Origin of the sequence: Bacteroides sp. BFG-637 (genome assembly GCF_024793605.1) — a bacterium.
In the GTDB taxonomy this organism is placed as follows: domain Bacteria; phylum Bacteroidota; class Bacteroidia; order Bacteroidales; family Bacteroidaceae; genus Bacteroides; species Bacteroides vicugnae.
Map to the genome: position 1 here is coordinate 4489777 of NZ_JANUPD010000002.1, position 23474 is coordinate 4513250.

Genomic DNA, 23474 nt, shown 5'->3' on the forward strand with positions numbered 1-23474 from the left:
TGAGGTGCAAAGATACGTAAAATTACTATCTTCGCACGTCTAATTATTCATTAAACAAAGTATATAGATACTATGAAACAGAAATTTTCTACTATTTTTCTCCTGTTATTTATCTTACTGGCAGGTTCACAAGTGGTAGCACAGAATGCTCCGAAACCTTTTGATATCGAACAACCCTCACTTCGCGTATTCCTTCCTGCACCGGAACTGGCAACGGGGCGTGCCGTGGTCGCTTGTCCGGGTGGCGGATATAGCGGTTTGGCAGTCAACCACGAGGGGTATGATTGGGCACCCTATTTCAACAAACAAGGAATTGCGTTGATTGTTTTGAAATACCGGATGCCGAAAGGCGACCGCACACTGCCAATCTCGGATGCCGAAGCTGCTATGAAAATTGTGCGTGACAGTGCTGATGTATGGAATCTGAATCCGAATGACATCGGTATTATGGGCTCTTCTGCCGGCGGACATCTGGCATCCACTATTGCCACTCATGCTAAACCGGAACTTCGTCCGAATTTCCAGATTCTTTTCTATCCTGTGATTACGATGGATAAGTCATATACCCACATGGGATCTCATGATAATCTATTGGGTAAAGATGCTTCTGCCGAACTGGAAACAGAATATTCCAATGAAAAGCAAGTGACGAAAGATACGCCGCGTGCTTTTATCGTATATAGTGATGACGATAAGGTCGTTCCACCTGCTAATGGAGTTAATTATTATCTGGCTCTGAACAAGAACAATGTTCCTTCAGTACTTCATATCTATCCTTCCGGCGGGCATGGATGGGGGATTCGTGAAGGTTTTCTTTACAAGAATGAAATGCTGAATGAACTGACATCCTGGCTCCGTAGTTTCAAAGTGCCTCATAAAGATGCTATCCGTGTAGCTTGCATCGGCAATAGCATTACGTATGGGGCACGTATCAAGAATCGCAATCGTGACAGTTATCCGGCTGTGTTAAGTCGTATGTTGGGGGAGGCTTATTGGGTAAAGAATTTCGGAGTAAGTGCACGCACTCTGTTGAACAAGGGCGATCATCCTTATATGAATGAGAAGGCTTATCGGGATGCACTGGCTTTCAATCCCAATATCGTTGTTATCAAATTGGGTACAAATGACAGTAAATCATTCAATTGGAAGTATAAGGCAGACTTCACGAAAGATTTGCAGACGATGGTAGATGCTTTCAAAGCATTGCCTGCTCAACCGAAGATTTATCTTTGCTATCCTTCCAAAGCCTATCAGACCGGAGATAATATTAACGATGATATTATCTCTAAAGAAATTATTCCGATGATAAGGAAGGTTGCTAAGAAAAATGGCCTGCTTGTTATCGATCTTCATGCGGCAATGGACGGAATGCCTGATTTGTTCCCTGATAAGATTCATCCGAATGAAGAAGGCGCTAAAGTGATGGCAAAAGCCGTTTATCAGTCCTTGAAAAAGTAAAACAGAAACGCGAGAACTACCCCAAACAAACGGTTGGAACTTTCTCTCAAAGAGATTGTTCCAACCGTTTGTTTTTTAGTTTAATGACGAATAATCTTCTTATAATATGCTAAAAAAGTATCTTTTTGAAAGTCCGGTTTGGCGGTAATATCTATTTTTGCGCCCGAAAAATATTAAAATGATAAATAGCGTTATGAATAGACTACAAGATTTTACTTTTTTTCTCGCAGTTGATGGCTAACGCTAACATGGGGTGGTGGAAAGCCAATTTATCAACTGCAAGTTATGAATGTTCTGAACTTATATTGGAGTTGTTAGGTCTGGATCAGACCGGAATGATCAGTTTTGAAGATTTCAATAAACGTATTTTGAAAGAAGAGCAACCTCCTACAACTGTTCATTCTTTTGGTGTGCATCAAAGACCGGAAACGGTATATTTGCTCGATACAGTAAAAGGAGCCGTTTGGATACGCAGTAAGATTTGCTTTCGAGAAACAGACGAAGACGGAAATGAAATTGTTTATGGAATAGCCGAAGTGCAGGATGGTCCTGATATGGCATCTGCTTATCAGGCCTTGCAATACAGTGAACGTCTCTTATATAACATTTTCAAGCATTTACCCATTGGTGTCGAGTTGTATGATATGGATGGGACGTTGGTGGATTTGAACGATAGGGAATTGGAGATGTTTCATGTGGAGAAGAAAGAAGACATCTTGGGTATCAATATTTTCGAGAACCCAATTTTCCCGAAGGAGATGAAAGAACGGTTGAAGATGTATGAGGATGCCGACTTTACTTTTCGTTATGACTTCTCGAAAGTCGGAACCTATTATCAGAGCTCCCGAAAGGAAGGCACGATTGATTTGGTGACTAAAGTGACTACATTATATGATAGCAAATGCCAACCGATCAATTATTTGTTGATTAATGCAGATAAGACAGAAGCAACCATAGCCTATAATAAAATACAGGAGTTTGAGGAGTTTTTCGAACTGGTTGGCGATTATGCCAAGGTCGGTTATGCTCACTTTAATGTTTTGAATGGACACGGCTATGCCCAAAAAAACTGGTACAGAAATGTGGGTGAATCGGATGGAACTCCGTTATCCGAGATTCTTGGTACATACCGGCATTTTCATCCCGACGACCGTGCCCTGCTGATTCAGTTTCTGGACGATGCACGAAAGGGACTTGCTGTCAAACTAGGTAAAGAGATGCGTATCCTTAGGGAGGACGGCACATGCACATGGATGTATGTCAATCTGTTAGTAAAGAGATACGCTCCGCAAGACCGGATGATTGAAATTATCAGCATTAATTATGATATTACAGAGCTAAAAAAAACAGAAGAAATGCTTGTCAAAGCACGTGATAAAGCCGAGTCATCCGATCGTTTAAAGTCTGCTTTCCTGGCTAATATGAGCCACGAGATCCGTACTCCTTTAAATGCCATTATTGGATTCTCAAGTTTGTTGGGCAGTACGGAAAATGCGGCGGAAAAAGAATTTTATAATTCCCAGATCAGTCATAACAACAAACTTCTGCTTGATCTGATTAATAATGTGATTGATCTTTCTAAGATAGAGTCCGGTTATCTGGAACTGCATCCGGATTGGGTCAATCTTACCGAACTTCTTGACGAGAGTGTAGCGGAGCACATTCATCAAGTACCCTCCGGTGTTGAACTCCTGACCCACTATCCGGAGCATGATTCTTTGGCGGAACTGGATAGGCCGCGCATTAAGCTGATATTGAGAAACTTCCTCTCGAATGCCTTAAAGAACACCACCACCGGATATGTGGAAGTCTTCTATGAGGTAGACCGGCAGTTTGTCCGAATCGGTGTTAAAGATACCGGCCGGGGTATTCCGCAGAATATGCTTGAAAAGATATTCGAAAGGTTTGAGAAGTTGGACTCTTTTGCTCAAGGGGCAGGTTTGGGCTTATCCATCTGTAAGTTGATTGTCGAAAAGATGAACGGACGGATAATAGTAGATTCCCAACTGGGAACAGGTACTACTTTTGTAATCGAATTACCGTGCCATTCTATGCCTGTTGAATAAGTATATTGGGAAAATATAAAAAAGAAAGATCCCCTTTGTTCATGACTGTTGCCATGAAAGTTTGTGATAAATAATATATTTCTTCCTTTAGTTGACAAAGTCAACTAAAGGGCGTATCTTTGCGCCATGAAACAGGAACATTTGAATAGTATAAGAGCCTTTAATAGGTTCTATACAAAGTTGTTAGGCGTACTTAATAAGTATTATTTAGAAAGTGAATTTGGACTTCCCGAGGTTCGCATTATTCAGGATGTTTATTTGCACCCTGATAGAAGTTCCAAAGATATATCCAGTGAGTTAAACATGGATAAAGGTTTGCTCTCCCGTTTATTAAAACAACTGGAACAAAAAGGGTATATATGTCGAAAAGGAACAGAAAGAGATAGTCGCATGGGGCTGATAAATCTCACACAAAAAGGATGTGAAATTTATCATCGCTTAAATGCTGCCGCTAATCAATCTGTGGAGGAAATCTTTGCACACCTGAATGATAACCAACTGCAAAAGATAATAAATAGTATGGACTTCATTTATAATACAATGAACGAAAAGGAAACAAATCTTGCAGTTAAGAAGGTTGCGCCCATTGTTATACGTCCAATAGAGGAAGAAGATAATACTTCAATTGCTTGTGTACTTCGTGCTTCAGTTGAAGAACATGACGCTCCTAAAGTCGGTACATTTTATGATGATCCACATACAGATATGATGTTTCAGACTTTTAATATAAAAAATGCAGAATATTGGGTGGTTGAATGTGACGGTGTAATATTGGGTGGTGCCGGCTTTTATCCAACTAAAGGCCTGCCCCAAGAGTATGCTGAATTGTCAAAATTCCATTTTAAACCGGAACTTAGGGGAAAAGGAATTGGAAAACGTCTACTGCAGCTAATAGAACAACGAGCAATAAAGGCAGGATATACACATATGTATATTGTTTCATATCACGAGTTTGGAAATGCTGTTGCTATGTATGAAAAATGCGGATATAAGCATATAAGTAGTGCATTAGATAAGTCAGGGCTTTATCAGGACGCACCTTTTCATATGGTGAAAGAGTTGCAGAGAAAAGTGTGACTATCATTTTTAGAAAATATGATAGTGATTATTGATTACGGATATAATATAAAAAAACTCCTGCAATACCTTGATATTGTAGGAGTTATCTTTTCTGTTCTGTGTTTCAGTGATCCGCCTGGGGCTCGAACCCAGGACCCCAACATTAAAAGTGTTGTGCTCTACCTGCTGAGCTAGCGAATCGGTCCTTCAGTGCTTTCTTTCGAATGCGGGTGCAAAGGTAGAACATTTTTTTATAACTCCAAAAGAATTCAAACATTTTTCTTATCTTTGTGCCATTATCAACAATATATAATCATACATATGGCTGCTGACGATAAAAAAATTATCTTCTCGATGGTGGGAGTGAGCAAGGCTTTCACCCCCAATAAGAATGTGCTGAAAGACATTTACCTGTCGTTTTTCTATGGAGCGAAAATCGGTATTATCGGTTTGAACGGTTCCGGTAAATCAACGTTATTGAAGATCATCGCCGGTTTGGAGAAATCCTATCAGGGAGAAGTGGTGTTCTCTCCGGGATATTCCGTGGGTTACTTGGCACAGGAACCTTATTTAGACAACACAAAGACAGTAAAAGAAGTAGTAATGGAAGGTGTGCAACCCATTGTTGACGCACTGACAGAATACGAAGAAATCAATCAGAAGTTCGGTTTACCGGAGTACTACGAGGATCAGGATAAGATGGATGCTCTTTTTGCCCGTCAGGGCGAACTGCAAGATATCATTGATGCGACTGATGCATGGAATCTGGATAGCAAACTGGAACGTGCGATGGATGCTCTCCGTTGTCCGCCTGAAGATCAGCCGGTAGAAAACCTGTCCGGAGGTGAACGTCGCCGGGTAGCTTTATGTCGTTTGTTGTTGCAGAAACCGGATGTGCTCTTGCTGGACGAACCTACCAACCACTTGGATGCAGAATCTATTGACTGGTTGGAACAACATCTTCAGCAATATGAAGGTACGGTTATTGCCGTGACGCACGACCGTTACTTCCTCGATCATGTAGCCGGATGGATTCTCGAACTGGACCGTGGTGAAGGTATTCCCTGGAAAGGTAACTACTCTTCCTGGTTGGAGCAGAAGACAAAACGCATGGAAATGGAAGAAAAGACCGTCAGCAAACGTCGCAAAACACTGGAACGTGAGTTGGAATGGGTGCGCATGGCTCCGAAAGCCCGTCAGGCAAAGGGTAAGGCACGTCTTAACTCTTATGACAAGTTGCTGAATGAAGACGTGAAAGAGAAAGAAGAAAAACTTGAAATCTTCATTCCGAATGGTCCGCGTCTGGGTAATAAAGTCATTGAAGCGAAACAGGTGGCTAAAGCATACGGCGATAAACTGTTGTTTGACGATTTGAACTTTATGCTTCCTCCTAATGGTATTGTCGGTGTGATCGGTCCCAATGGTGCGGGAAAGACGACACTGTTCCGTCTGATTATGGGATTGGAGACAGTAGATAAAGGAGAATTTGAAGTAGGAGAGACTGTAAAGGTGGCGTATGTAGACCAGCAACACAGAGACATTGATCCGAATAAGAGTGTTTACCAGATAATTTCCGGTGGCAATGAGTTGATCCGCATGGGAGGACGTGACATCAATGCGCGTGCATACCTTTCCCGTTTCAATTTCTCCGGAGGCGATCAGGAAAAACTTTGCGGTGTACTGTCCGGTGGTGAAAGAAACCGTTTACACTTGGCGATGGCTTTGAAAGAAGAAGGCAATGTACTGTTGCTCGATGAGCCTACCAATGATATTGACGTAAACACACTGCGTGCTTTGGAAGAAGGTCTGGAAGATTTTGCCGGCTGTGCCGTAGTTATCTCGCATGACCGTTGGTTCCTCGACCGTATTTGTACACACATTCTGGCTTTTGAAGGAGACTCCAATGTATTCTACTTCGAAGGGTCTTATTCAGAATACGAAGAAAATAAAATGAAACGTTTGGGAAATGAAGAGCCGAAGCGTGTTCGTTATAGAAAGTTAATGACTGACTAGTATAAAGTAATAGATTGAAGCATTTCTAATGCTTTCTGTTTCAAAATAAAAGGCTCTGCAAATATTGTAGAGCCTTTATCATTTTATAAGGTAGTAAAACGTTTATCTCTCTTAAAAAATTGTAGTATAATCGTAATGTAGTTCTAAATATTATTAATTATATTTGTGCACAGTTTTTAAAAGCAAACAATTTATATTAACTAATCAACTACATTTATGTTAAAGAGAATGCGATCTTTCTTAGTGCTAGTAATGTTGTTTATTGCTGTCACGATGAGCGCGCAGGTTACAACAGCCACGATGAGTGGTAAAGTGACCGCACAAGATGAACCAATCATTGGAGCAACAGTCGTTGCGGTTCACGAACCATCAGGCACTCGTTATGGTACAGTGACTAACGTCAGTGGTCAATTTAATCTGCAGGGTATGCGTACCGGCGGCCCTTACAAAGTAGAAATTTCTTATGTTGGTTATCAAACAGCAATTTACAAGGGAATTAATCTTTTGCTGGGAGAGAATTATGTTTTAAATGTTTCTTTAAAAGAGAGTTCAGAACTGTTGGACGAAGTAGTAGTGACTGCTTCTAAAGAGAGTAATATGAAGTCTGACAGAGCAGGTGCTATTATGAATGCCAATCGTGATATGATTAATAGTACTCCGACTATTTCTCGTAGTATCAGCGATATCATGCGTCTTTCTCCACAAGGTGCTGATGTTGGTAACGGTTTTGCAGTAGGTGGTGGTAACTATCGTCAGTCATTTGTCACAGTTGATGGTGCTGCTTTTAATAATACATTCGGATTAGGAGGTAATCTTCCGGCTAACGGGTCTCCAATTTCTTTGGATGCTTTGGAACAAGTTACAGTGGCTGTAACTCCGTTCGACGTTCGTCAGAGTGGTTTTACAGGAGGTGCAATTAATGCAGTAACCCGTTCAGGAGATAATCAATTCCGTGGAACTGCCTATATGTATTTTAATAATGAGAATCTAAAAGGAAGCAAGGTTGATGATTATGAACTTTTACGCTCCAAAGCTCAATATTATACTTATGGCGCAAGCTTTGGTGGTCCGATTATAAAAGATAAGTTGTTCTTTTTTGTGAATGGAGAATATGAAGACAATGTAACTGCGGGATCAAGTTATCGTCCTCGTACTGCACTTGGAGAAAGCTATAGCAGTGGTAATGTACATCGCCCTCTTCAAAGTGATATGGATGACATACGCAGTTTCTTATTAAAAAAATACGATTTTGATCCAGGAAAGTATAATGATTATTCAACGGATACTCCTGCTTATCGTATTATGGCTCGTATTGACTGGAATGCCAATCAAGATAATAAGGTTAGTTTCCGCTTTACCAGAACGCATACTAAAGATTCTAACTTCCCTACTAGTTCAACCAATCCATTGTATTCGTCAGATCTTTATCCAGGAGGTAAATCTAATGAAGTTATAGATGGTAAGCCTGTTGGTGACATTGCTTCAGGACAGGGACGCACATCTAAATATGCATTAAGTTTTTCTAATTCCAACTATTATCAAGTGCGTGATTTTACTTCTGTTGCAGGTGAATGGAACTCGCGTATGGCTCAAGGAGCAATGAATAATATGTTGCGTTTTGCATATTCCTATCAAGATGAGCCTCGTTCATTTGATGGCCCTCTTTTCCCAACTGTTGATATATTACAAGATGGTGCCGTATATGCTAATTTTGGCGCAGACCTTTTTACTGCAGGTAATCTGCGTCAGACAAAAGTATTCACTATTACAGATGAGTTCAACTGGAATGTAGGTATTAATAAGTTTATGGCTGGTTTCCAATATGAGCATACGAAAGCTATTAATGGTTATATGCTAGGAGGTGCTGGTTACTATGTTTATTCAACTTGGAGTGATTTTGTAAATAATAAAACCCCATACGCTTTTGCTATAACCCACTCAAATTCACCTGATATGTCTCAATTCCTTGCAGAATTGAAATTCCAACAATATTCTTTGTATTTGCAAGATGAAATCTCTGTTTCAGAAAACTTTAAAGTAACAGGTGGACTTCGTTTTGAATTGCCAACTTATCCTTCTTTAAAGAATAATTATAATGAAGAGTTTGCCAAATTAGATTTTGGTGGTCAGCATTATTCTACAGATCAACTTCCGAGTGCGAAAGTATCTGTGTCGCCGCGTGTTGGTTTTAATTGGGATATAACAGGAGACCGTAAGTATGTTCTTCGTGGTGGTACAGGTCTATTTGTTGGGCGTATGCCTTTCGTATGGTTGATTTCTGCTGTGGGAAATTCAGGCGTGGGACAAACTACTTATTATTATACGGATGCTGCTACTGCTCAATACAAACCAGGCTTCCATGCAAATCGTGATGAGATATTGAAAGATCTCTATGGCGGTCAGTCACATTCAAAAGTAGAGCTTCCTAAAGACCCTACCATTATTGATAAAGATTTGAAGATGCCTTCTACTTGGAAGACTTCATTAGCCCTTGATATGAGATTGCCGGGTGATATTAATTTTACATTAGAAGGAATTTACAGTCGTGATTATAATCCTGTTGTGATAACTAATCGTGGTTATGAGGTACAAGATGCAAAATTAACTCTTTCTCCAAATGACGTTCGTGATACATATAAGATATATAATAAAGGTCAGAATGTTTATCTTTTAGAAAATTGGAAAAAAGGTGCATATTACTATTCAATTTCAGCTCAATTGCGTAAGAACTTTGATTTTGGTTTAGATTTATCATTTGCTTATACACATTCAAAATCTCGTTCATATAGCGATGGTATTGGTGACCAGGTAACTTCTGCTTATAAAACTAATACTTATTCAGTAAATGGTATTAATGAACACGAATTGGGTTATGGCACTTATGTAGCTCCTGACCGTATTTTGGCTACAGTTGGTTATAAGAAAGAATATGGTAAGCATTTTGCAACCAGTGTTTCTTTATTATATGAAGGAATGCAGATGGGATATGCCGGAACATGGGGATATAGCCGTTACTCATATACTTTCTCTGGTAATGTTGTTGGTGATGCGGGTGCAAATAGCTTATTGTATATTCCTGCAACGCGTGAAGAATTGGATAACTGGAAGTTTAGTGATGCTGCTTCTTATCCTGCTACACAACAAAGAGATGATTTCTGGAATTATATTAACCAAGATAAATATCTGAAGAATCGCAAAGGTAAATATGCTGAAAGAGGTGGAGCTGTTATGCCATGGCATCATCAGGTTGACTTTAAATTGAATCAAGACTTCTATTTAAACGTTGGTGGTAAGCGAAACTTGTTGCAAGTAGGAGTTGATATCAAAAATCTTCCTAACTTGTTGAATAATAGCTGGGGACTTTATAAGCAAGTAATCAATTCTAGCTTGTTGCAATATAAAAATGGAGAATTCACTATGAATAAGAATGCTGGTGAGACGCTGACAAGTACTTATCGTGATTTCCAAAGCTTTAAATCTACTTATTCAGTACAGTTTAGTGTACGTTATATTTTCAATTAATAGTAGTTTAAATATCATAATAAAGAAAGCCGGGCAATCTTTTAATTGTTCGGCTTTCTTTATATTATAAGAATAAAGTGGAGTATATATATAGATCTGTTGCCGAGTTTATTATTTACATGTATATTATATGTCTATGTTTTAAAATAAGTTGCTTTTATCTTTGTGCTGTCAGTTTTATTCCTTATATTTGAAAGACACATAAACAAATAGCCTATGGAAATATAAAAACCTCTCTCTATTGTCGTATTCAATCGACATTTTGTTTTTCATATCAAGTCATTAACTTTAAACTAGAACATAATGAAAGCAATTGTTAGTCCTTTGTATTTTATTTATTTGTTCGTTCTAAGCCTTTTTATAGGTTTCTCTGTTGGTAGTTGTAGTGACAATGAATTCGAAGAGTTTAATGATAACGTTAATGCGACGAATGTTCAAACACGAGCTGTGCCGACTCCTTCATTTGATTGGGAAAATATAGATTGGATGCCTACTCCTTCAATGCAGTCTCGAATTCCTGTCCCTTGGATAGGGCAAGGAAGTTTGGCTGGGAGTTATGGACTTGACGTTCTTAACGATAGAAAGTCTTTTGATGGATGGGAATTATTGTATAATACATTCGATTCGAATGTAACTGCTCCTTTGGTAAATCCTTATTTTATACTTTATAATAAGTACCGAGGAATAATGCGTGTATATTTATATTTAACAACCCCATTTGTTACTACCTCTTCATATATCCAAGATGGAATTTCTGTTGTTTCTAATCATACAACTAGTTTATTAAGCTTTTTAGGGCAAGAAGTGGTTGATGTTGATAAAATAAATACTCATTATGTACAAATACAACCAGCTCCATTTGATGGTTCATTACCTTTAGCTGCAAATAGATGGTATATGATGCAATATGAAATGGCTTTTGATCCCAATTTAATGAATGTTCCATATAATGAAGCTCAATTAAATTGGAACTTAAATTATTATAATATTCAAGAAGTGGAGTTAGGTGGAACAGCAGTCGGTAAATTGAATGGCATAATAGGAGGAGTATCTGGACCTGATTTATTCACTCCATTAATTGGTGTTGGAAAGGTAGTAGGTACAGGAGTACTTGCTGGGATTGGACAAGATTTTATTACTCATAATACAATAAATGCAGATACAGGAGAGAATAAATTAGGATTAGGTAAATCTATTTTTAAAGACTTATCAAAAGGAATATCAAGTGCATTGTCTGCTGCAGGAGGAGATTTGCCTAGTGCTGCTATAAAGTTACTTAGTGCTATTATTGGTGGGGGAAGTACTGAGACTCCAATAAGCATGACAATGAAGGTCAATATGACATTAACTGGAACTGGCAGAGAAGGAGGAGCATTCCCTTCTACTCCTATGACATTTTGGATACCAGGCACGAAAATATCTTCTGATGCTGTTGGTTATATACCATTATATAATAAAAATTTGGGTGTTTTTAATATGGTTAAAAAACCTATATATACTGTTTATCCAGAATGTGAACGTTCTGAATTTGAAGGACCTTATGGAGATACAATGTTTTCTTATAGAATTTATTATATATTACCGACAAGATTTGATTATTCTGATTTGCTGGTAATAAATCCTGAAGTGGATAATCTTGCAGATGTTGAAATAGTGAGGCAGGATATACTATGGAATGGTGAGGTGAATCCTTTAACAGTTCTTAGTGCACGTTTTGATGATTTAGGTAATTCATGGTTTCTTAAGGAAGATCCAGTTTTACGTTTTACTATAAAAGTATCGCCAAAGAATGGCGCTCCTTCGTCTATTATAATGAAATCATTTGCAATGACGTTAGAAGGAGATACATATATTGGATGTTAGCAATATTGATGAATATAGCATTTTATAGCGAGAATAGTAAAAATTAAAGGCGGAAAGAATTAAATTAAATATTCCTATCTATCCTTTTTCTGTTTTATTTAAACTTATTGTGCTAGGAATTTTTTCTATAATTTGAAGGATAAAGAGTAGCCTTTTATAGTCTTTGTCCTTCATTTATTATGTCTTTTAAATTTTAGATTCATACTTTAGTATGTAGCTCTCTTGGAAGTTAGTAAAAATAAATGGTATTCTTTTGAGAAGGTATCTTATTGAATTTTATAAATGATTGCAAAAACTTGTAGTCGTAAGTTTTTTCTACTTATACTATAATATGATTGTTTTTTATATGTAAATTATAACTTCACCCTCATCACCACCGGATTATGATCGCTATAATTAAGATCCGGAGAGAAGTAGTCCGTACTATTCAGTTCCGGTGAATGGAGAATATAGTCGATTCTTAACAGATGCTTGAAAAACTTGAAAGTATACATATACCCATGACCGCTCATCTGAAAACCATCCTGCAACTTATCACCTTTTACAGTGTGATAAACATACGAAGACGGCAGAGAGTTAAAGTCACCGCAGACGATAGTAGGATAGGGGGAGGCAGCTATCAGTTGTTTTAGGATATCAGCTTGTGCGGCACGTTTCCGGAAATTCTCATGCAATCCGTCAATCAATCCCAAAGCAGCACGTTCCACCCTTTGAGAATCATCCGTGCGGAGTCCCTTTTCCAGTTTGCGCTTGTTCTGGCTCACTTCCGTTGTTTGGAGATGATTGTTGAACAGGCGGATAGTACGGCCATTAATCTCAATATCACACCAGAGACTGCAATTTTTCGAATCAGGATAGACGATAAGATTCTCCTCCTTGATGGGGTAGCGGCTGAAAACAGCCAGCTGCAACAAATGTTTTCCCTCGGGAGAAATAGGAATAAAATGATACGGCCAATCAGAAAGAACCGCAGCTATACTGTCTACACCAAACTCATCGTTAATGCCAAACTCCTGAAAACAGAGAATATCTGCTTGCAGATTTCTCATGTAAGAGGCTATCTCTTTGCATGAATAACCGGTATGCTCATGATTAAAAGCATCAACGTTGTAAGTAGCAACAGTTAGAATACCAGGAGTATACGCGTTCATTTTGACCATTGGAGCCGAAGCCGGGCTGAAAAAAGGAGATTGAATCACACAACTAATATAGCTCCAGTTACTAAATATAGCAATCAGAGGGATGAAAACCCAACACCGCCAACGGATTGTCCAGTAAATGACAGAAGCAAGATTAGCCAACAAAAGTATCGGTAATATCAAACCGATGAAAGGCATAAATTTGAAACTATCCGGTGCGGTATTACCTACGAAGGCGCCCGCAATGGTAACTCCTGCCAAAATACTGGTCAGCACGATGGATATGTAATAAAACAGTCTGTAAAAGGCTTTCATCTAATCTGAATTATTGGGTAATTATATCACTATTAAATCGTTTTCTATATAATATGTACTCTACAATATGTGCCCTTTTACGGAGGCGACAGCCATTTATGAATCATAGCTTTTAGCTTATCATCCACTATCGGTTTAGCTATAAAATCGTTGCATCCGGCCTCCTTCGCCGCTTTCCGGTCCTGCTCATAGGCAAAGGCACTTTGAGCAATGATAGGCACAGTGGCAGACAGTTCCCGAATGATCTTCGTAGCCTCCAATCCATCCAAATTCGGCATCTTGATATCCATCAGGATAAGATCAGGTTTCACCTCATCGAACATCGTGACAACCTCCATTCCGTCATGTGCACGTATAATCCGGTGCTCCTTACCTAAGATAGCCTCCAATAAATCAAAGTTACTGTCCGTATCTTCGGCAACCAAAATACAGGCATGCCGTGTATTTGCAGCACTGCTCATACCTTCACTCGTCTCATCACCATTCTTTTTCTCCGAATCTACGCTCACAGATTCTGCAACCGTATACGGCAGAGTAAATGTAAACGTCGTTCCCTTACCAAATTCGGAGCTGACGGAAATCTTGCCCCCGAGACGCTCAACGATAGATTTACAGATAGATAATCCCAATCCAGTGCCCTGTGCATGATTGTTCAGCTTGGCAAAACGTTCGAACACACGTCCCACTTTCTCCGGTTCAATTCCCGTTCCTGTATCCGTTACGTGGAAAACAATCTGGTTATCCACCAGCTTGTAACCATAACAGATACTTCCTTCTTTCGTAAACTTAACAGCATTCCCAATCAGATTCGAAATCACCTGGAACACCCGGTTCTTGTCCGTTTCAATCACCAGACTCTCGTCCGAAGGCTCATAGACAAGACTCACTCCCTGCGGAGTACGGAATATATGCGCATCGTGCACTTCCCGGCAGAGATTATGTAGACTGGCAGGTCCGAAAGAAAACTCAATAGTCCCCGATTCAATCTTCGAGAGATCGAGAATCTCGTTGATGAGTTGCAAAAGACGCTCGTTGTTCGCGTTTACGATGTTGTAGTACGTCTTTCGTTCTTCCGCATCATCACTTTCGGCAATGAGATGCGAGAACCCCACAATAGCATTCAGCGGAGTACGTATCTCATGACTCATATTGGCAAGGAAAGCCGATTTCAAACTATCAGACATTTCCGCTTTTTCCTTCGAAGACAGTAGCTCCCGCTTCATCATTTCCAGTTCCGTGACATCCCATTCGATACTGACGATCATAGGCGAAGACAATTCGTCTCCGTCCACCCGGATCTTCCGCTTGTCGAGGATAATCAGGTTTCCGTTCCGGTCCTTTCCTTCCACCGTCCAGTGCATACCTTTTCCGCTGGTGGCCACTTGAATATCCTCCTGTCTCTTCTTCTCGGCCACGATAGGCGGATAGAAATCGAAGTCATTCTTGCCGACAGGATCGTTCTTGTAAAGATCACGGTTGTAAGCCTCCCGATTCCGGTAAATGTACCGGAAGTCATTATTGATCTCCTTTACAACAATCCCCGCGGGGAGATTGTTGATCGTCGTATCCATGATTTGGTTCAGCCGTTTGATTTGGGCCTCATACCGGATCCGTTCGGAAATATCATGGGCAAACGACCAGTAACTCTCTTCACCGGAATCATTGGTAACGTTGTACATTGTACATTCGTAAGCCAATATCTCTCTATTGATTTTCGACGGATGGTGAGCCATAAAGTTACTGCTGCCACCATGTATGACATCTTTGCAGCGTTTGTCCCAAGCCTCTTGCGTAGGCATATCTGCGGCGATGTTGTAGATTTTCAACTGACTGATATCCTCACTTTCGGGAATACCATGATTGTGCAGGAAACGACGGTTGGCGAAGATGATCGTGCCATCGGGCTTGGCGGCAAAGATACTTTCTTTGGCATTGTTGATAGCGTGCGTCAGCGTGTTGATGTCATTTCGGCGATGCTGTATGTCCGTGATGTTCTGAATATACCCTTCGATGTTGAAACTACCGTCGGAGCACTCTTCACGCAGATAAGTCTGGATACGCATATAGAAGATTTCCCCGTTCAGGCGCACACGATAGCTGATGCTCTCCATGTTGAGTTCCTTCCCGTTCATGCGACACCATTCCCTGAAACTCTGACGGTCTTCTTCTACAATCAGCTCCACATATTTTTCAATGGCGAGATTCTGCACACTTTCCTCACACAAAACGCCTGTATAACCCAAATAATGGAAAACGTTCTGATTCGTATTATATGTCCATTGTCCTATCTGGGCAACCTTCTGGATGGCCCTTAGAGTAAGATTCGCCTGCTCCAACTGACGTTTCACGTTACTTCTTTGCGTGATGTCACGATATTGGCAAAGCACCATGCCGTCATACGGAAACATGAGACATTTGAAGTAGAAAATTTCATCATTCAGTACCAGCTTGAAGTTCTTGCTGATGCTTCGCTGCTCTTCGAGTACAATCTGAAAGATGGGTATCACCCTCTCTCTTGTATATTCCGGTAAAAGCTCAAATATATTTTTTCCTAAAAGTATATCCTCTTGCAGAAACCATAGATCACAATGAGGCTCAATGTCTACGCAGACGCCATGCCTGTCAACCAATAGCATTGTATCTGCCATCAGTTTCAATATTCTTTGTGCGTTATTCGCATCATGTAATATTCTGTCCATGTCTGTTTTTTTATTTGTTCTTACTTTTCGGCACGCCTCGCCTTCTCCCAAGCTCCGCTTCCTTTTTTCTTCTTGAGATAGCGAATGCCTTTCAGCACATTGATATTCATGAATAAAAAGTAGTAGGGGATAAAGAGCAACTTGTTTTTTATCTGTTTCGTAGATAGGTAATATCCCCCATATCCTAACCCGTAAAAAAGAACCTGCATGGCAAGCAGCACTCCGTAAAAGATCGTGGAACCGCCTAACAGCAGAATCGCAATATTCAGTGGGAGGAGGGCAAACAACAGGAACGGAGTAATAGACCATCGCAATACCCGGTGCGACGTATATTGAAAGCTAAGTATCCCGTAACGGAAAGGATTCAGCAACGGACGAAGCCGCCAGATAGACTGCAATCCTCCCGCAGCGATGCGCACTTTCCGTTTTTCTTCTTCTCGCATATCTGCCGAACCACTTTCGATGGCATAAGCATTCGTACAATAAGCGATGGTGTAACCTTTCATTGTGATCCGGAGTGAAAGAATAAAATCGTCGAGCAACGTATCCGGTTCCATCGCTTCGAATAGCTCGTTACGCACGGCAAACAGTTCGCCTGCTGCCCCTACGGCAGAGTAGAGTCGTGCATCAAGTGCTTTCAGGGTTGATTCGTATTTCCAGTAAATACCTTCACCACCGGCAGCCGCCCCGTCTTTGGTTTGCACGGCAATCCGTTTTTCACCAGCCACGCAGCCCACTTTCGGATCCTGAAAAGCAAGCACGATTTCTCGTATGGCCTCCCGGTTCACCATCGTGTTGGCATCCGTAAAGACAACGAGCGGAGTGTCCACTAACGTCATTCCACGTGTCATTGCAGCCGTCTTACCTTGCCGGAGCGGTTGGAAATATACGGTCGCTTTTCCCTGCCAACGGGTCTGCAGTCGTTCGTTCGTACCGTCGTCGCTTCCGTCCGTCACCCATACGATGTGCAGCTTGTCCGCAGGATAATCCAGCTCAAGACTGTTTTCCATCTTTTCGTCCACTACATCTTCTTCGTTGAATGCCGTAATGAAGAGGGTAACTTCCGGCAGATCTGCGTCCGATGCCGGCAACGAACACTTCACAGGCTTCACGAAAAGCTCTTTCAACTTGACAAGAATATAAAGCACAATTCCGTAGCCCAAATAGGTGTAGAACACAACGAACAGGGCAAGCCAGAAAATAATTTCAAGACAAGGGGTAATGGTTTCGTTCATAGCTATATTTATTTAGTTATTTCTTTTCCTTTAAAATAATCACTATCTAATATAATATCAGAAATTTTTTCTCTATATATTATTCGTTTTTTTTCTTTTTCTGTGTTCAAAATAGAATCAGGGCAAAGTAAACTATTTCCGATTCCTCTCCATTTAGAATCAATACCTGCCAAATCAAGAAGGGTTGGAAATAAATCAGCTTGCGTGATAGCATAATCGCTTTTTTTGTCGATCTTTTGTGGAGAGTTTACAATATACAATGGGATTTGAAAAGAAACATTATCTTCTTCTTTGGATTTAAGCCAGTCATTTGAAATGGAATGGTCGCTGGCTATTATAATTAGAGAATTGTGGTAAAGATGATTTTCTTTTAAGAAATTCAAATACTTACCTAAGTATTTATCCATATAATGCACATTAGATAGATAATTTTTTAATTCTTCTGAATATGTGTCAGGGAATGGAATTAGGTAGTCTTCAAATACTTTGGTATATGGAGAATGCGTTGATGATGTGAGGATAAGTGAGAAAAAAGGTTGTTTGCTATTTTTGTCTATGCTTGCTGCATATTCAAAAAGAAGTTTATCATTTAACCAATTTTCTTTATAATTACTCAATGTATATTCCTTTCGTGAATAGAGTTTGTCGAACCCATATTGGATACATACTCCATCTTGTCTCCACGTTTTTGATGAAGTAGGAATAACCATTCTACATTCGATTCCAGGTTTTTGTTTCTTTAAAAGTTTTGGAAAGGATACGAAAGTATTATTAAAATAATCGTAGATGGTAACACCTTTTTTTTGGGTGTAAGTCCGTTGAGGTATGTGAATTGTCCGTCGCTCGATTCACCTAATTGTATCTGAGAAGTCATGTTATTATTGTAGTATGCTCCTTTTTCTACTAATTCGTTGAGAGTAGGAGTAATTTCTATTCCATTTATTTTTAGATTTGTGGGGAACGATAGAAAGGATTCCACAAGAATGAGAATAATATTTTCTCTTGGTGGATATTTAATACTATATTTTGATTCGTAAAAGAATGGTTCCAGTTTTGCCACTTCTTCTGGGTTACAGTCTTGTTTGTTGTTCGATGCACGTTGTATAATGGTCCCATAAATTATTCCGAATTTGAATATACTTTCTGTTGGACTATTTTTAAAAGGGTGGACATATTTGTAGTTTAATGATGACCAATGTATTGTCGCAATAGCAGTTAATCCTCCCAATAGAATAAATGCAATTCCTAATATGTAAAGAGAAAAGATTCTTCGTGTTTTTCTTTTTATTTCAGAATAACCTCTATGATATTGTTTATAAAATAAGATACTTGCAAAAGTTGTTATCAGTATTGTAATGTCAGAGAATCTAATTGTTGCAAATACGTTAGCTGATAGTCCGTCAAGATTGTTGAATTCACCATATAATATTGGAGGCATATATGTATAGAAGAATCTACTATAAGATACATTTACGATTACCAGCATTGTAATGATAGTATATGGAATGAAAAATAAATAAGTCTTTTTCCCAATTAGATAAAGCGGAATAAAGAATAATAGACATGTATCGATAAAAGCATGAATGATATTTTCCAGATATGAGAATGGGGTAAGAGAATACTTGTCGATAAGAATTGAGTAGTGCATATATTGTAAATTAATATAGCACAGCAATATTAACAACAAGGGGAATGTAAATTGTTTGATTAATACTTTTATATTCATATTTCTATCTCACTTTTTTATCTGTAAATACTTTTGCATGCGCTAAAGGTATTGCCAATCTTAATTGTATTGTTTGTTTTCGATTATGCTATTGAAATAGTTCCTTTAGAGACTGTTTTTTATTCCTCAAATATACAATTGGAAATTTGTAGAAAGGTATATATTTTCCCTCTACGGAAGTAGCGTGTAATGTGCTTATTGAATTTCCTTCCATTAGCCCTATAGCAGTTCTTTTCTCAAAAGCACTAAAATATAGCTTATATTTTTCATTGTCCTTAATAAGTGAACTTCGATATAAACCATATGAATAAAAAAGAACCCAGCATTGGAGCTTTGGATAATATATATTTTTTGTTGTTAAATGATAAGCCGTCGGAACTGGAGTATAATACTAAGTTATTAGTATCATAATCATATATGAGTAGATAATATTTTTTGTCTATATATGCTAAATCAATATGCCAAGGAGTAACAGAATTGTCAGGTAGATGGCATGTTTCTTTTTTGCTCCACTTTTTTCCATCTGTAGAAAAACTTCTACAGATTTCTCTTGGTTTTTCTATACTGTTCACATACCACATTACATATCCATTAGTACTTTTATGTATTACAGGGCTTATAACCATATTACCTGTTTCATTTTTTATGATAGAGGTATCCTGTAGATTTATCATCATCTCTCGGGGAGACCAGTCTTTTCCATTGAGAGTATATTTGCGTAATATATAAGTAGCATTATTTTTTAGATGGCTGATGCGATACCAGCACTCTAAAGTGTCCTTATAAAAGACTAAATGTGGGTCTGAAAAATAATCTTTATTGATGATGTTGTTTTCATCTAAATCATCTATTGGATTTTGAGAGTCTTCAAAATCTTTCCAATGTATTCCGTCTTTAGATACATGCACACATGGATTTTCCCATCGTTCTCTATAAGGAGGCAATCCTTTCCAATTGCCATCCTCGCCTAAGGGATATGGAGTTTCTGCCATCCAGTATTTATATCCATTCCATCCTTCCGGAATGTATATTACTGATGGGTGATAGGGTTGGTTACTACCTTCCGGAGTCTTGATAATTAATGGAGCCTGATTATACTTTTGGAATTGATTATACTGGTATATATAGTCAATTAATACTACACAAATAACAACTAGAATAATTTTTCTTATTATTTTCATTTGCTTATTTGATTAAGTTGCTGTCTTTATCTTTATATTCTTTCTTTCTGGTGAATATTCCTCCAATACCTTTTAATCCTTTGATAAAACGCACTTTAAAGCTGTTAAACAGTCCTCCATCGGCTCCTACTGTTCCATATCCAGTCATAACTCGTGCTTTTGAAGAATGGATAAAGACGAGTTTTCCATATGGTTTCATCGCTAAAGCTAGTGAACCGTCTTCACCACGAATGATATCTGTGCGGAATCCTAGCTGCCTGCCTAATTCTGTCTTGAATGCAAATGTCATGCCACGTACGCAAAGTTCCGGACGCTGTATGGCTTGAATGCGCAGGTAAAAATCTCTTAATGATTCATACCACCATAATCCCCATTTAGAGTGTTGCTCATCAGGAATAAAACTCCAAAGGCTGAACGTACAGGCTACGTTTGGTTGCATTAGTTTTTTTACATGTGTCTTGATGTAATTGTTCGGGTACATGGTATCGGTGTCAATACAGATATGGTATGTTCCTTTTGCCTGATTTAATCCGCATTGGCGGGCATGCCCCGGTCCTTTCTTAAGCTCATTGAAATAAATGACTCCCAGCTGTTGGAGCACACTTTCAGTTCGATCGGAAGAATTGTTGTTGACAGCCAGAATTTCGATCGGAAAGTCACATATGTTGTCGCAAAGCGACCATAAACAGCTTAGCAAACGTCTTTCTTCATTATAGCAGATGAGAATGACAGATGCTAAGGGCTGTTTGTTTTCCGATAATTTCTGCAATTTAGTTTTTACGAAATCTACTGCTTCCTTTGGCGCTGAAGCGAAAGGTTGTTCGTAAACTTGCAGATATTTAGTATACCATTTCATAATTTTTTATTTTTTTCAATGATACTTTCAAACAATGTTTTCCATTGTTCTGCGATTGGTTCGATCCTGAAACGTTCTATATCCATTCGAGCTTGCTGTCCCATTTTTTGTCGTACATTTTCATCTTCTATCAGATAGCATATTTTCTCTGCTAATCCCTCTATATTACCGTTTTCTACTAATAGTCCGTTTATTCCGTCGCTGATGATATCACGTGGTCCGCAGGGGCATGTAAATGAGACAGGAGGTACTCCACATGCCATTGCTTCTATAATAACCATGCCAAATCCCTCATAACGCGAAGAAAGGACGAAGATAGAACTTTCGCAGTATTTATCGACAATATTCGGTGTGCTATGCTCCAGAATACAACTGGAGCTAATTTCTAGTTCGTTGATCTGGTCCTGAAGTTGTTTCCGCATACCATCACCATAGATACGGAGAATCCAGTCTGGGTGTTTTTTATTGACAATGCTCCAAGCAGATATCAAACGGTCAAATCCTTTTTGAGGGACATATCTGCCTACGGCAATGACCTGTTTGGGGGTATTATCCGATTGTTGTTTTGGGAAAAACGGGAGTGGATTGTAGATTACGGTTACATTATTGAGTTCTGTCCATTCGGCAGCATCTTCATGGCTGAGGACGACAAAACGCTTGAGCTGTCGCACCTGCCGGATGAGTTGCCACATCCAGTATTTTTTGACGGCACGCTGAATGAAACTAGGAAGGCGGTTGTCGCTGAATTCCCGGTAATTGGACTTGTTGAAGTGGATTTCTCCAAGCTTTATGCTTTTGTCTTTCATCTTATTGATGAAGTTTATATCACGTCGTAAGAGAGAGATGGTAATGTCCGGTTCAATCTCATTGAGGCATGTCTCCAGCCTTTTTTTAAACAATTTTTGTTTGCTCCAATATCTGTGAATTCGTTTCAATAAGGAAAGACCATATAATTCGTCATAGTTGATGTCAAGCTGATGTGTGGTGATGGAGGGATACAACTTATAGTAAGGTTCTTTTCCTTTTCCATCGGTCAATATAATATGTATGTGATACCCTAAATGTTCTGCGAAATAGTTTGCTTTTAGTGTAAGTACACGCTCCATTCCACTAGGATAATAGAGCGAGGGGATGCAGTAGGCTATTTTTACTTTTTTATTCATAGGATTATTTTCCAAGTATTGTATCTTATGGTCTGATGTCCAGTTCATTGATGACTTTTTTCATTTGTGCTGTCCAGGATAATGGACGGACAGATTCTCTAATATTCTGCGGAGTCATAGTCAGAGACTTTTGAAAGGTGATTAACTGTTGAATATTAATAGGTGATTCATCTGGTGATACTTTCCAAATGTAAGGCATTTTATCAAAATCTTCGTCGATTTCTGAATAAGTGAATGCCAATCCTCGTGCAGCATATTCACGATTTTTTAAAGTTTTGATATGTGTGATACCACTACGGTGTCGACCTAAACTGCCAATAGCAAAATCTGCTTGCTCAAACATGGCGTCAAGCTGCTGGTCATGCTGTGGCCCATGAAGGATAACGTAAGGTTCTAGTTTATTGTCACGAATGATGGGAAGAATTTCTTGCCTTTCACGTTCGCCGGATAATGGTCCCACGATATGAAAATAAACTTTGTAGTCAGGATTCGTACAATAATATTCAGCTAATCCACGGATAAGCCGATCGAATCCATGCCAGTAGTGTACTTCGGCTACTCCTACTAAATGTAGCTCATGGGTCGTGTCATTCATTTGTTTCTTCATAGGAATGGCATCAAAATCAATTCCATTAGATATGCGAATTGTTCGTTCGCCAAAGATGTTTTTAGCGTTTGAAAAGGTTACTATTCCATTAAGGAAAGAGGCTAGGCGATGGCGAAAAGTACGATCAGTGAGCCTTTTGAATTTCATAGGCCATGTGATGTACTCTTGATCGTAAGGGAAAGTAGGTATCTCCATGACCACTTTTGCTCCTTTTCTCTTCATACGTTTCACCATATGTATGGTGAAAGGGTTTGCGTTATGATATGAACGGATGTAGACAAAATGTATATTTTCGCGAAGTACGTAGTTTGCTATGCAGTTTAGACCCAGTCGTTTGCGAATTTTCGCAAACATTCCTTGTCCCAATTCAGCAATCACTACATTGTCTACCATCCAACGGCGTTCACCAGAAAGGCTTATGTCATAATAACATAAACGAACATCTAGCCCACATTCTTTGAGGGCTTTTACCTGATAGTGTATTTTTTTACTAATTCCGTTGGCTTTGTCGAAGCCGTGGAATATAAGGAACAAGGCTTTCATTGGTTGTTCAAGTCTCTTATATTGTTTAT

Annotated in this window: 15 protein-coding genes and 1 tRNA gene; 6 read left to right on the forward strand and 10 right to left on the reverse strand. The window is 39.1% G+C overall.

From position 1 onward, the window contains the following. Window positions 1–72: 72 nt before the first annotated feature. The 3 genes from NXX38_RS17425 to NXX38_RS17435 all read left to right on the forward strand — a co-directional run bounded on the left by NXX38_RS17425 (window position 73) and on the right by NXX38_RS17435 (window position 4601). Entirely contained in the window at window positions 73–1458 is a 1386-nt protein-coding gene (locus NXX38_RS17425) for a GDSL-type esterase/lipase family protein (protein WP_258980415.1), read from the forward strand. Between the two features lie 233 nt (window positions 1459–1691). After that, entirely contained in the window at window positions 1692–3524 is a 1833-nt protein-coding gene (locus NXX38_RS17430) for a PAS domain-containing sensor histidine kinase (RefSeq protein WP_258980417.1), read from the forward strand. A 126-nt stretch (window positions 3525–3650) separates the two neighbouring features. After that, window positions 3651–4601 carry a helix-turn-helix domain-containing GNAT family N-acetyltransferase gene (locus NXX38_RS17435; protein WP_217722283.1) on the forward strand — a complete coding sequence of 317 codons (951 nt, stop codon included), beginning with the start codon at window positions 3651–3653 and terminating at the stop codon, window positions 4599–4601. Window positions 4602–4711: 110 nt separating this feature from the next. On the opposite strand, the gene NXX38_RS17440 is transcribed toward NXX38_RS17435, so the two are convergent. Beyond that, a tRNA-Lys gene (locus NXX38_RS17440) sits at window positions 4712–4784 on the reverse strand. A 120-nt stretch (window positions 4785–4904) separates the two neighbouring features. On the opposite strand from NXX38_RS17440, the gene ettA reads away from it, so the two are divergent. The 3 genes from ettA (at window position 4905) to NXX38_RS17455 (ending at window position 11981) form a co-directional block, all read left to right on the forward strand. After that, window positions 4905–6596 carry an energy-dependent translational throttle protein EttA gene (gene ettA, locus NXX38_RS17445; protein WP_148367308.1) on the forward strand — a complete coding sequence of 564 codons (1692 nt, stop codon included), beginning with the start codon at window positions 4905–4907 and terminating at the stop codon, window positions 6594–6596. A 216-nt stretch (window positions 6597–6812) separates the two neighbouring features. Next, window positions 6813–10118: a TonB-dependent receptor domain-containing protein gene (locus NXX38_RS17450; protein ID WP_258980424.1), complete on the forward strand. Its 3306-nt coding sequence runs from the start codon at window positions 6813–6815 to the stop codon at window positions 10116–10118. 303 nt (window positions 10119–10421) lie between these two features. Beyond that, window positions 10422–11981: a hypothetical protein gene (locus NXX38_RS17455; protein ID WP_258980425.1), complete on the forward strand. Its 1560-nt coding sequence runs from the start codon at window positions 10422–10424 to the stop codon at window positions 11979–11981. Between the two features lie 353 nt (window positions 11982–12334). On the opposite strand, the gene NXX38_RS17460 is transcribed toward NXX38_RS17455, so the two are convergent. The 9 genes from NXX38_RS17460 to NXX38_RS17500 all read right to left on the reverse strand — a co-directional run bounded on the left by NXX38_RS17460 (window position 12335) and on the right by NXX38_RS17500 (window position 23445). Continuing rightward, window positions 12335–13435 carry an endonuclease/exonuclease/phosphatase family protein gene (locus tag NXX38_RS17460; protein WP_258980426.1) on the reverse strand — a complete coding sequence of 367 codons (1101 nt, stop codon included), beginning with the start codon at window positions 13433–13435 and terminating at the stop codon, window positions 12335–12337. 77 nt (window positions 13436–13512) lie between these two features. Next, window positions 13513–16134 carry an ATP-binding protein gene (locus NXX38_RS17465; protein ID WP_258980429.1) on the reverse strand — a complete coding sequence of 874 codons (2622 nt, stop codon included), beginning with the start codon at window positions 16132–16134 and terminating at the stop codon, window positions 13513–13515. Between the two features lie 20 nt (window positions 16135–16154). Beyond that, a complete protein-coding gene (locus NXX38_RS17470; protein WP_258980431.1) occupies window positions 16155–17369 on the reverse strand; it encodes a glycosyltransferase family 2 protein in 1215 nt (404 codons plus the stop codon). 8 nt (window positions 17370–17377) lie between these two features. Then, entirely contained in the window at window positions 17378–18217 is an 840-nt protein-coding gene (locus NXX38_RS17475; protein ID WP_309569320.1) for an LTA synthase family protein, read from the reverse strand. Beyond that, window positions 18109–18807, reverse strand: coding sequence for a hypothetical protein (locus tag NXX38_RS17480; protein ID WP_258980432.1), 699 nt, complete (start codon window positions 18805–18807; stop codon window positions 18109–18111). Before NXX38_RS17480 ends, NXX38_RS17475 begins: the two co-directional genes overlap by 109 nt. Window positions 18808–19370: 563 nt before the next feature. After that, complete coding sequence (locus tag NXX38_RS17485) at window positions 19371–20276, reverse strand: hypothetical protein (RefSeq protein WP_258980434.1); 906 nt, start codon at window positions 20274–20276, stop codon at window positions 19371–19373. Between the two features lie 4 nt (window positions 20277–20280). Beyond that, window positions 20281–21132, reverse strand: a complete 852-nt coding sequence (locus NXX38_RS17490) for a glycosyltransferase family 2 protein (RefSeq protein ID WP_148367293.1) — start codon at window positions 21130–21132, stop codon at window positions 20281–20283. Next, a complete protein-coding gene (locus NXX38_RS17495; protein ID WP_148367365.1) occupies window positions 21129–22295 on the reverse strand; it encodes a glycosyltransferase family 4 protein in 1167 nt (388 codons plus the stop codon). Before NXX38_RS17495 ends, NXX38_RS17490 begins: the two co-directional genes overlap by 4 nt. 25 nt (window positions 22296–22320) lie before the next feature. Next, a complete protein-coding gene (locus tag NXX38_RS17500; protein ID WP_148367291.1) occupies window positions 22321–23445 on the reverse strand; it encodes a glycosyltransferase family 4 protein in 1125 nt (374 codons plus the stop codon). Window positions 23446–23474 lie beyond the last annotated feature (29 nt).

Coding starts and splice junctions, on each gene's coding strand:
- NXX38_RS17425 (WP_258980415.1), top strand. CDS start 73: ATGAAACAGAAATTTTCTACTATTTTTCTCCTGTTATTTATCTTACTG.
- NXX38_RS17430 (WP_258980417.1), top strand. CDS start 1,692: ATGGCTAACGCTAACATGGGGTGGTGGAAAGCCAATTTATCAACTGCA.
- NXX38_RS17435 (WP_217722283.1), top strand. CDS start 3,651: ATGAAACAGGAACATTTGAATAGTATAAGAGCCTTTAATAGGTTCTAT.
- ettA (WP_148367308.1), top strand. CDS start 4,905: ATGGCTGCTGACGATAAAAAAATTATCTTCTCGATGGTGGGAGTGAGC.
- NXX38_RS17450 (WP_258980424.1), top strand. CDS start 6,813: ATGTTAAAGAGAATGCGATCTTTCTTAGTGCTAGTAATGTTGTTTATT.
- NXX38_RS17455 (WP_258980425.1), top strand. CDS start 10,422: ATGAAAGCAATTGTTAGTCCTTTGTATTTTATTTATTTGTTCGTTCTA.
- NXX38_RS17460 (WP_258980426.1), bottom strand. CDS start 13,435: ATGAAAGCCTTTTACAGACTGTTTTATTACATATCCATCGTGCTGACC.
- NXX38_RS17465 (WP_258980429.1), bottom strand. CDS start 16,134: ATGGACAGAATATTACATGATGCGAATAACGCACAAAGAATATTGAAA.
- NXX38_RS17470 (WP_258980431.1), bottom strand. CDS start 17,369: ATGAACGAAACCATTACCCCTTGTCTTGAAATTATTTTCTGGCTTGCC.
- NXX38_RS17480 (WP_258980432.1), bottom strand. CDS start 18,807: ATGCCTCCAATATTATATGGTGAATTCAACAATCTTGACGGACTATCA.
- NXX38_RS17485 (WP_258980434.1), bottom strand. CDS start 20,276: ATGAAAATAATAAGAAAAATTATTCTAGTTGTTATTTGTGTAGTATTA.
- NXX38_RS17490 (WP_148367293.1), bottom strand. CDS start 21,132: ATGAAATGGTATACTAAATATCTGCAAGTTTACGAACAACCTTTCGCT.
- NXX38_RS17495 (WP_148367365.1), bottom strand. CDS start 22,295: ATGAATAAAAAAGTAAAAATAGCCTACTGCATCCCCTCGCTCTATTAT.
- NXX38_RS17500 (WP_148367291.1), bottom strand. CDS start 23,445: ATGAAAGCCTTGTTCCTTATATTCCACGGCTTCGACAAAGCCAACGGA.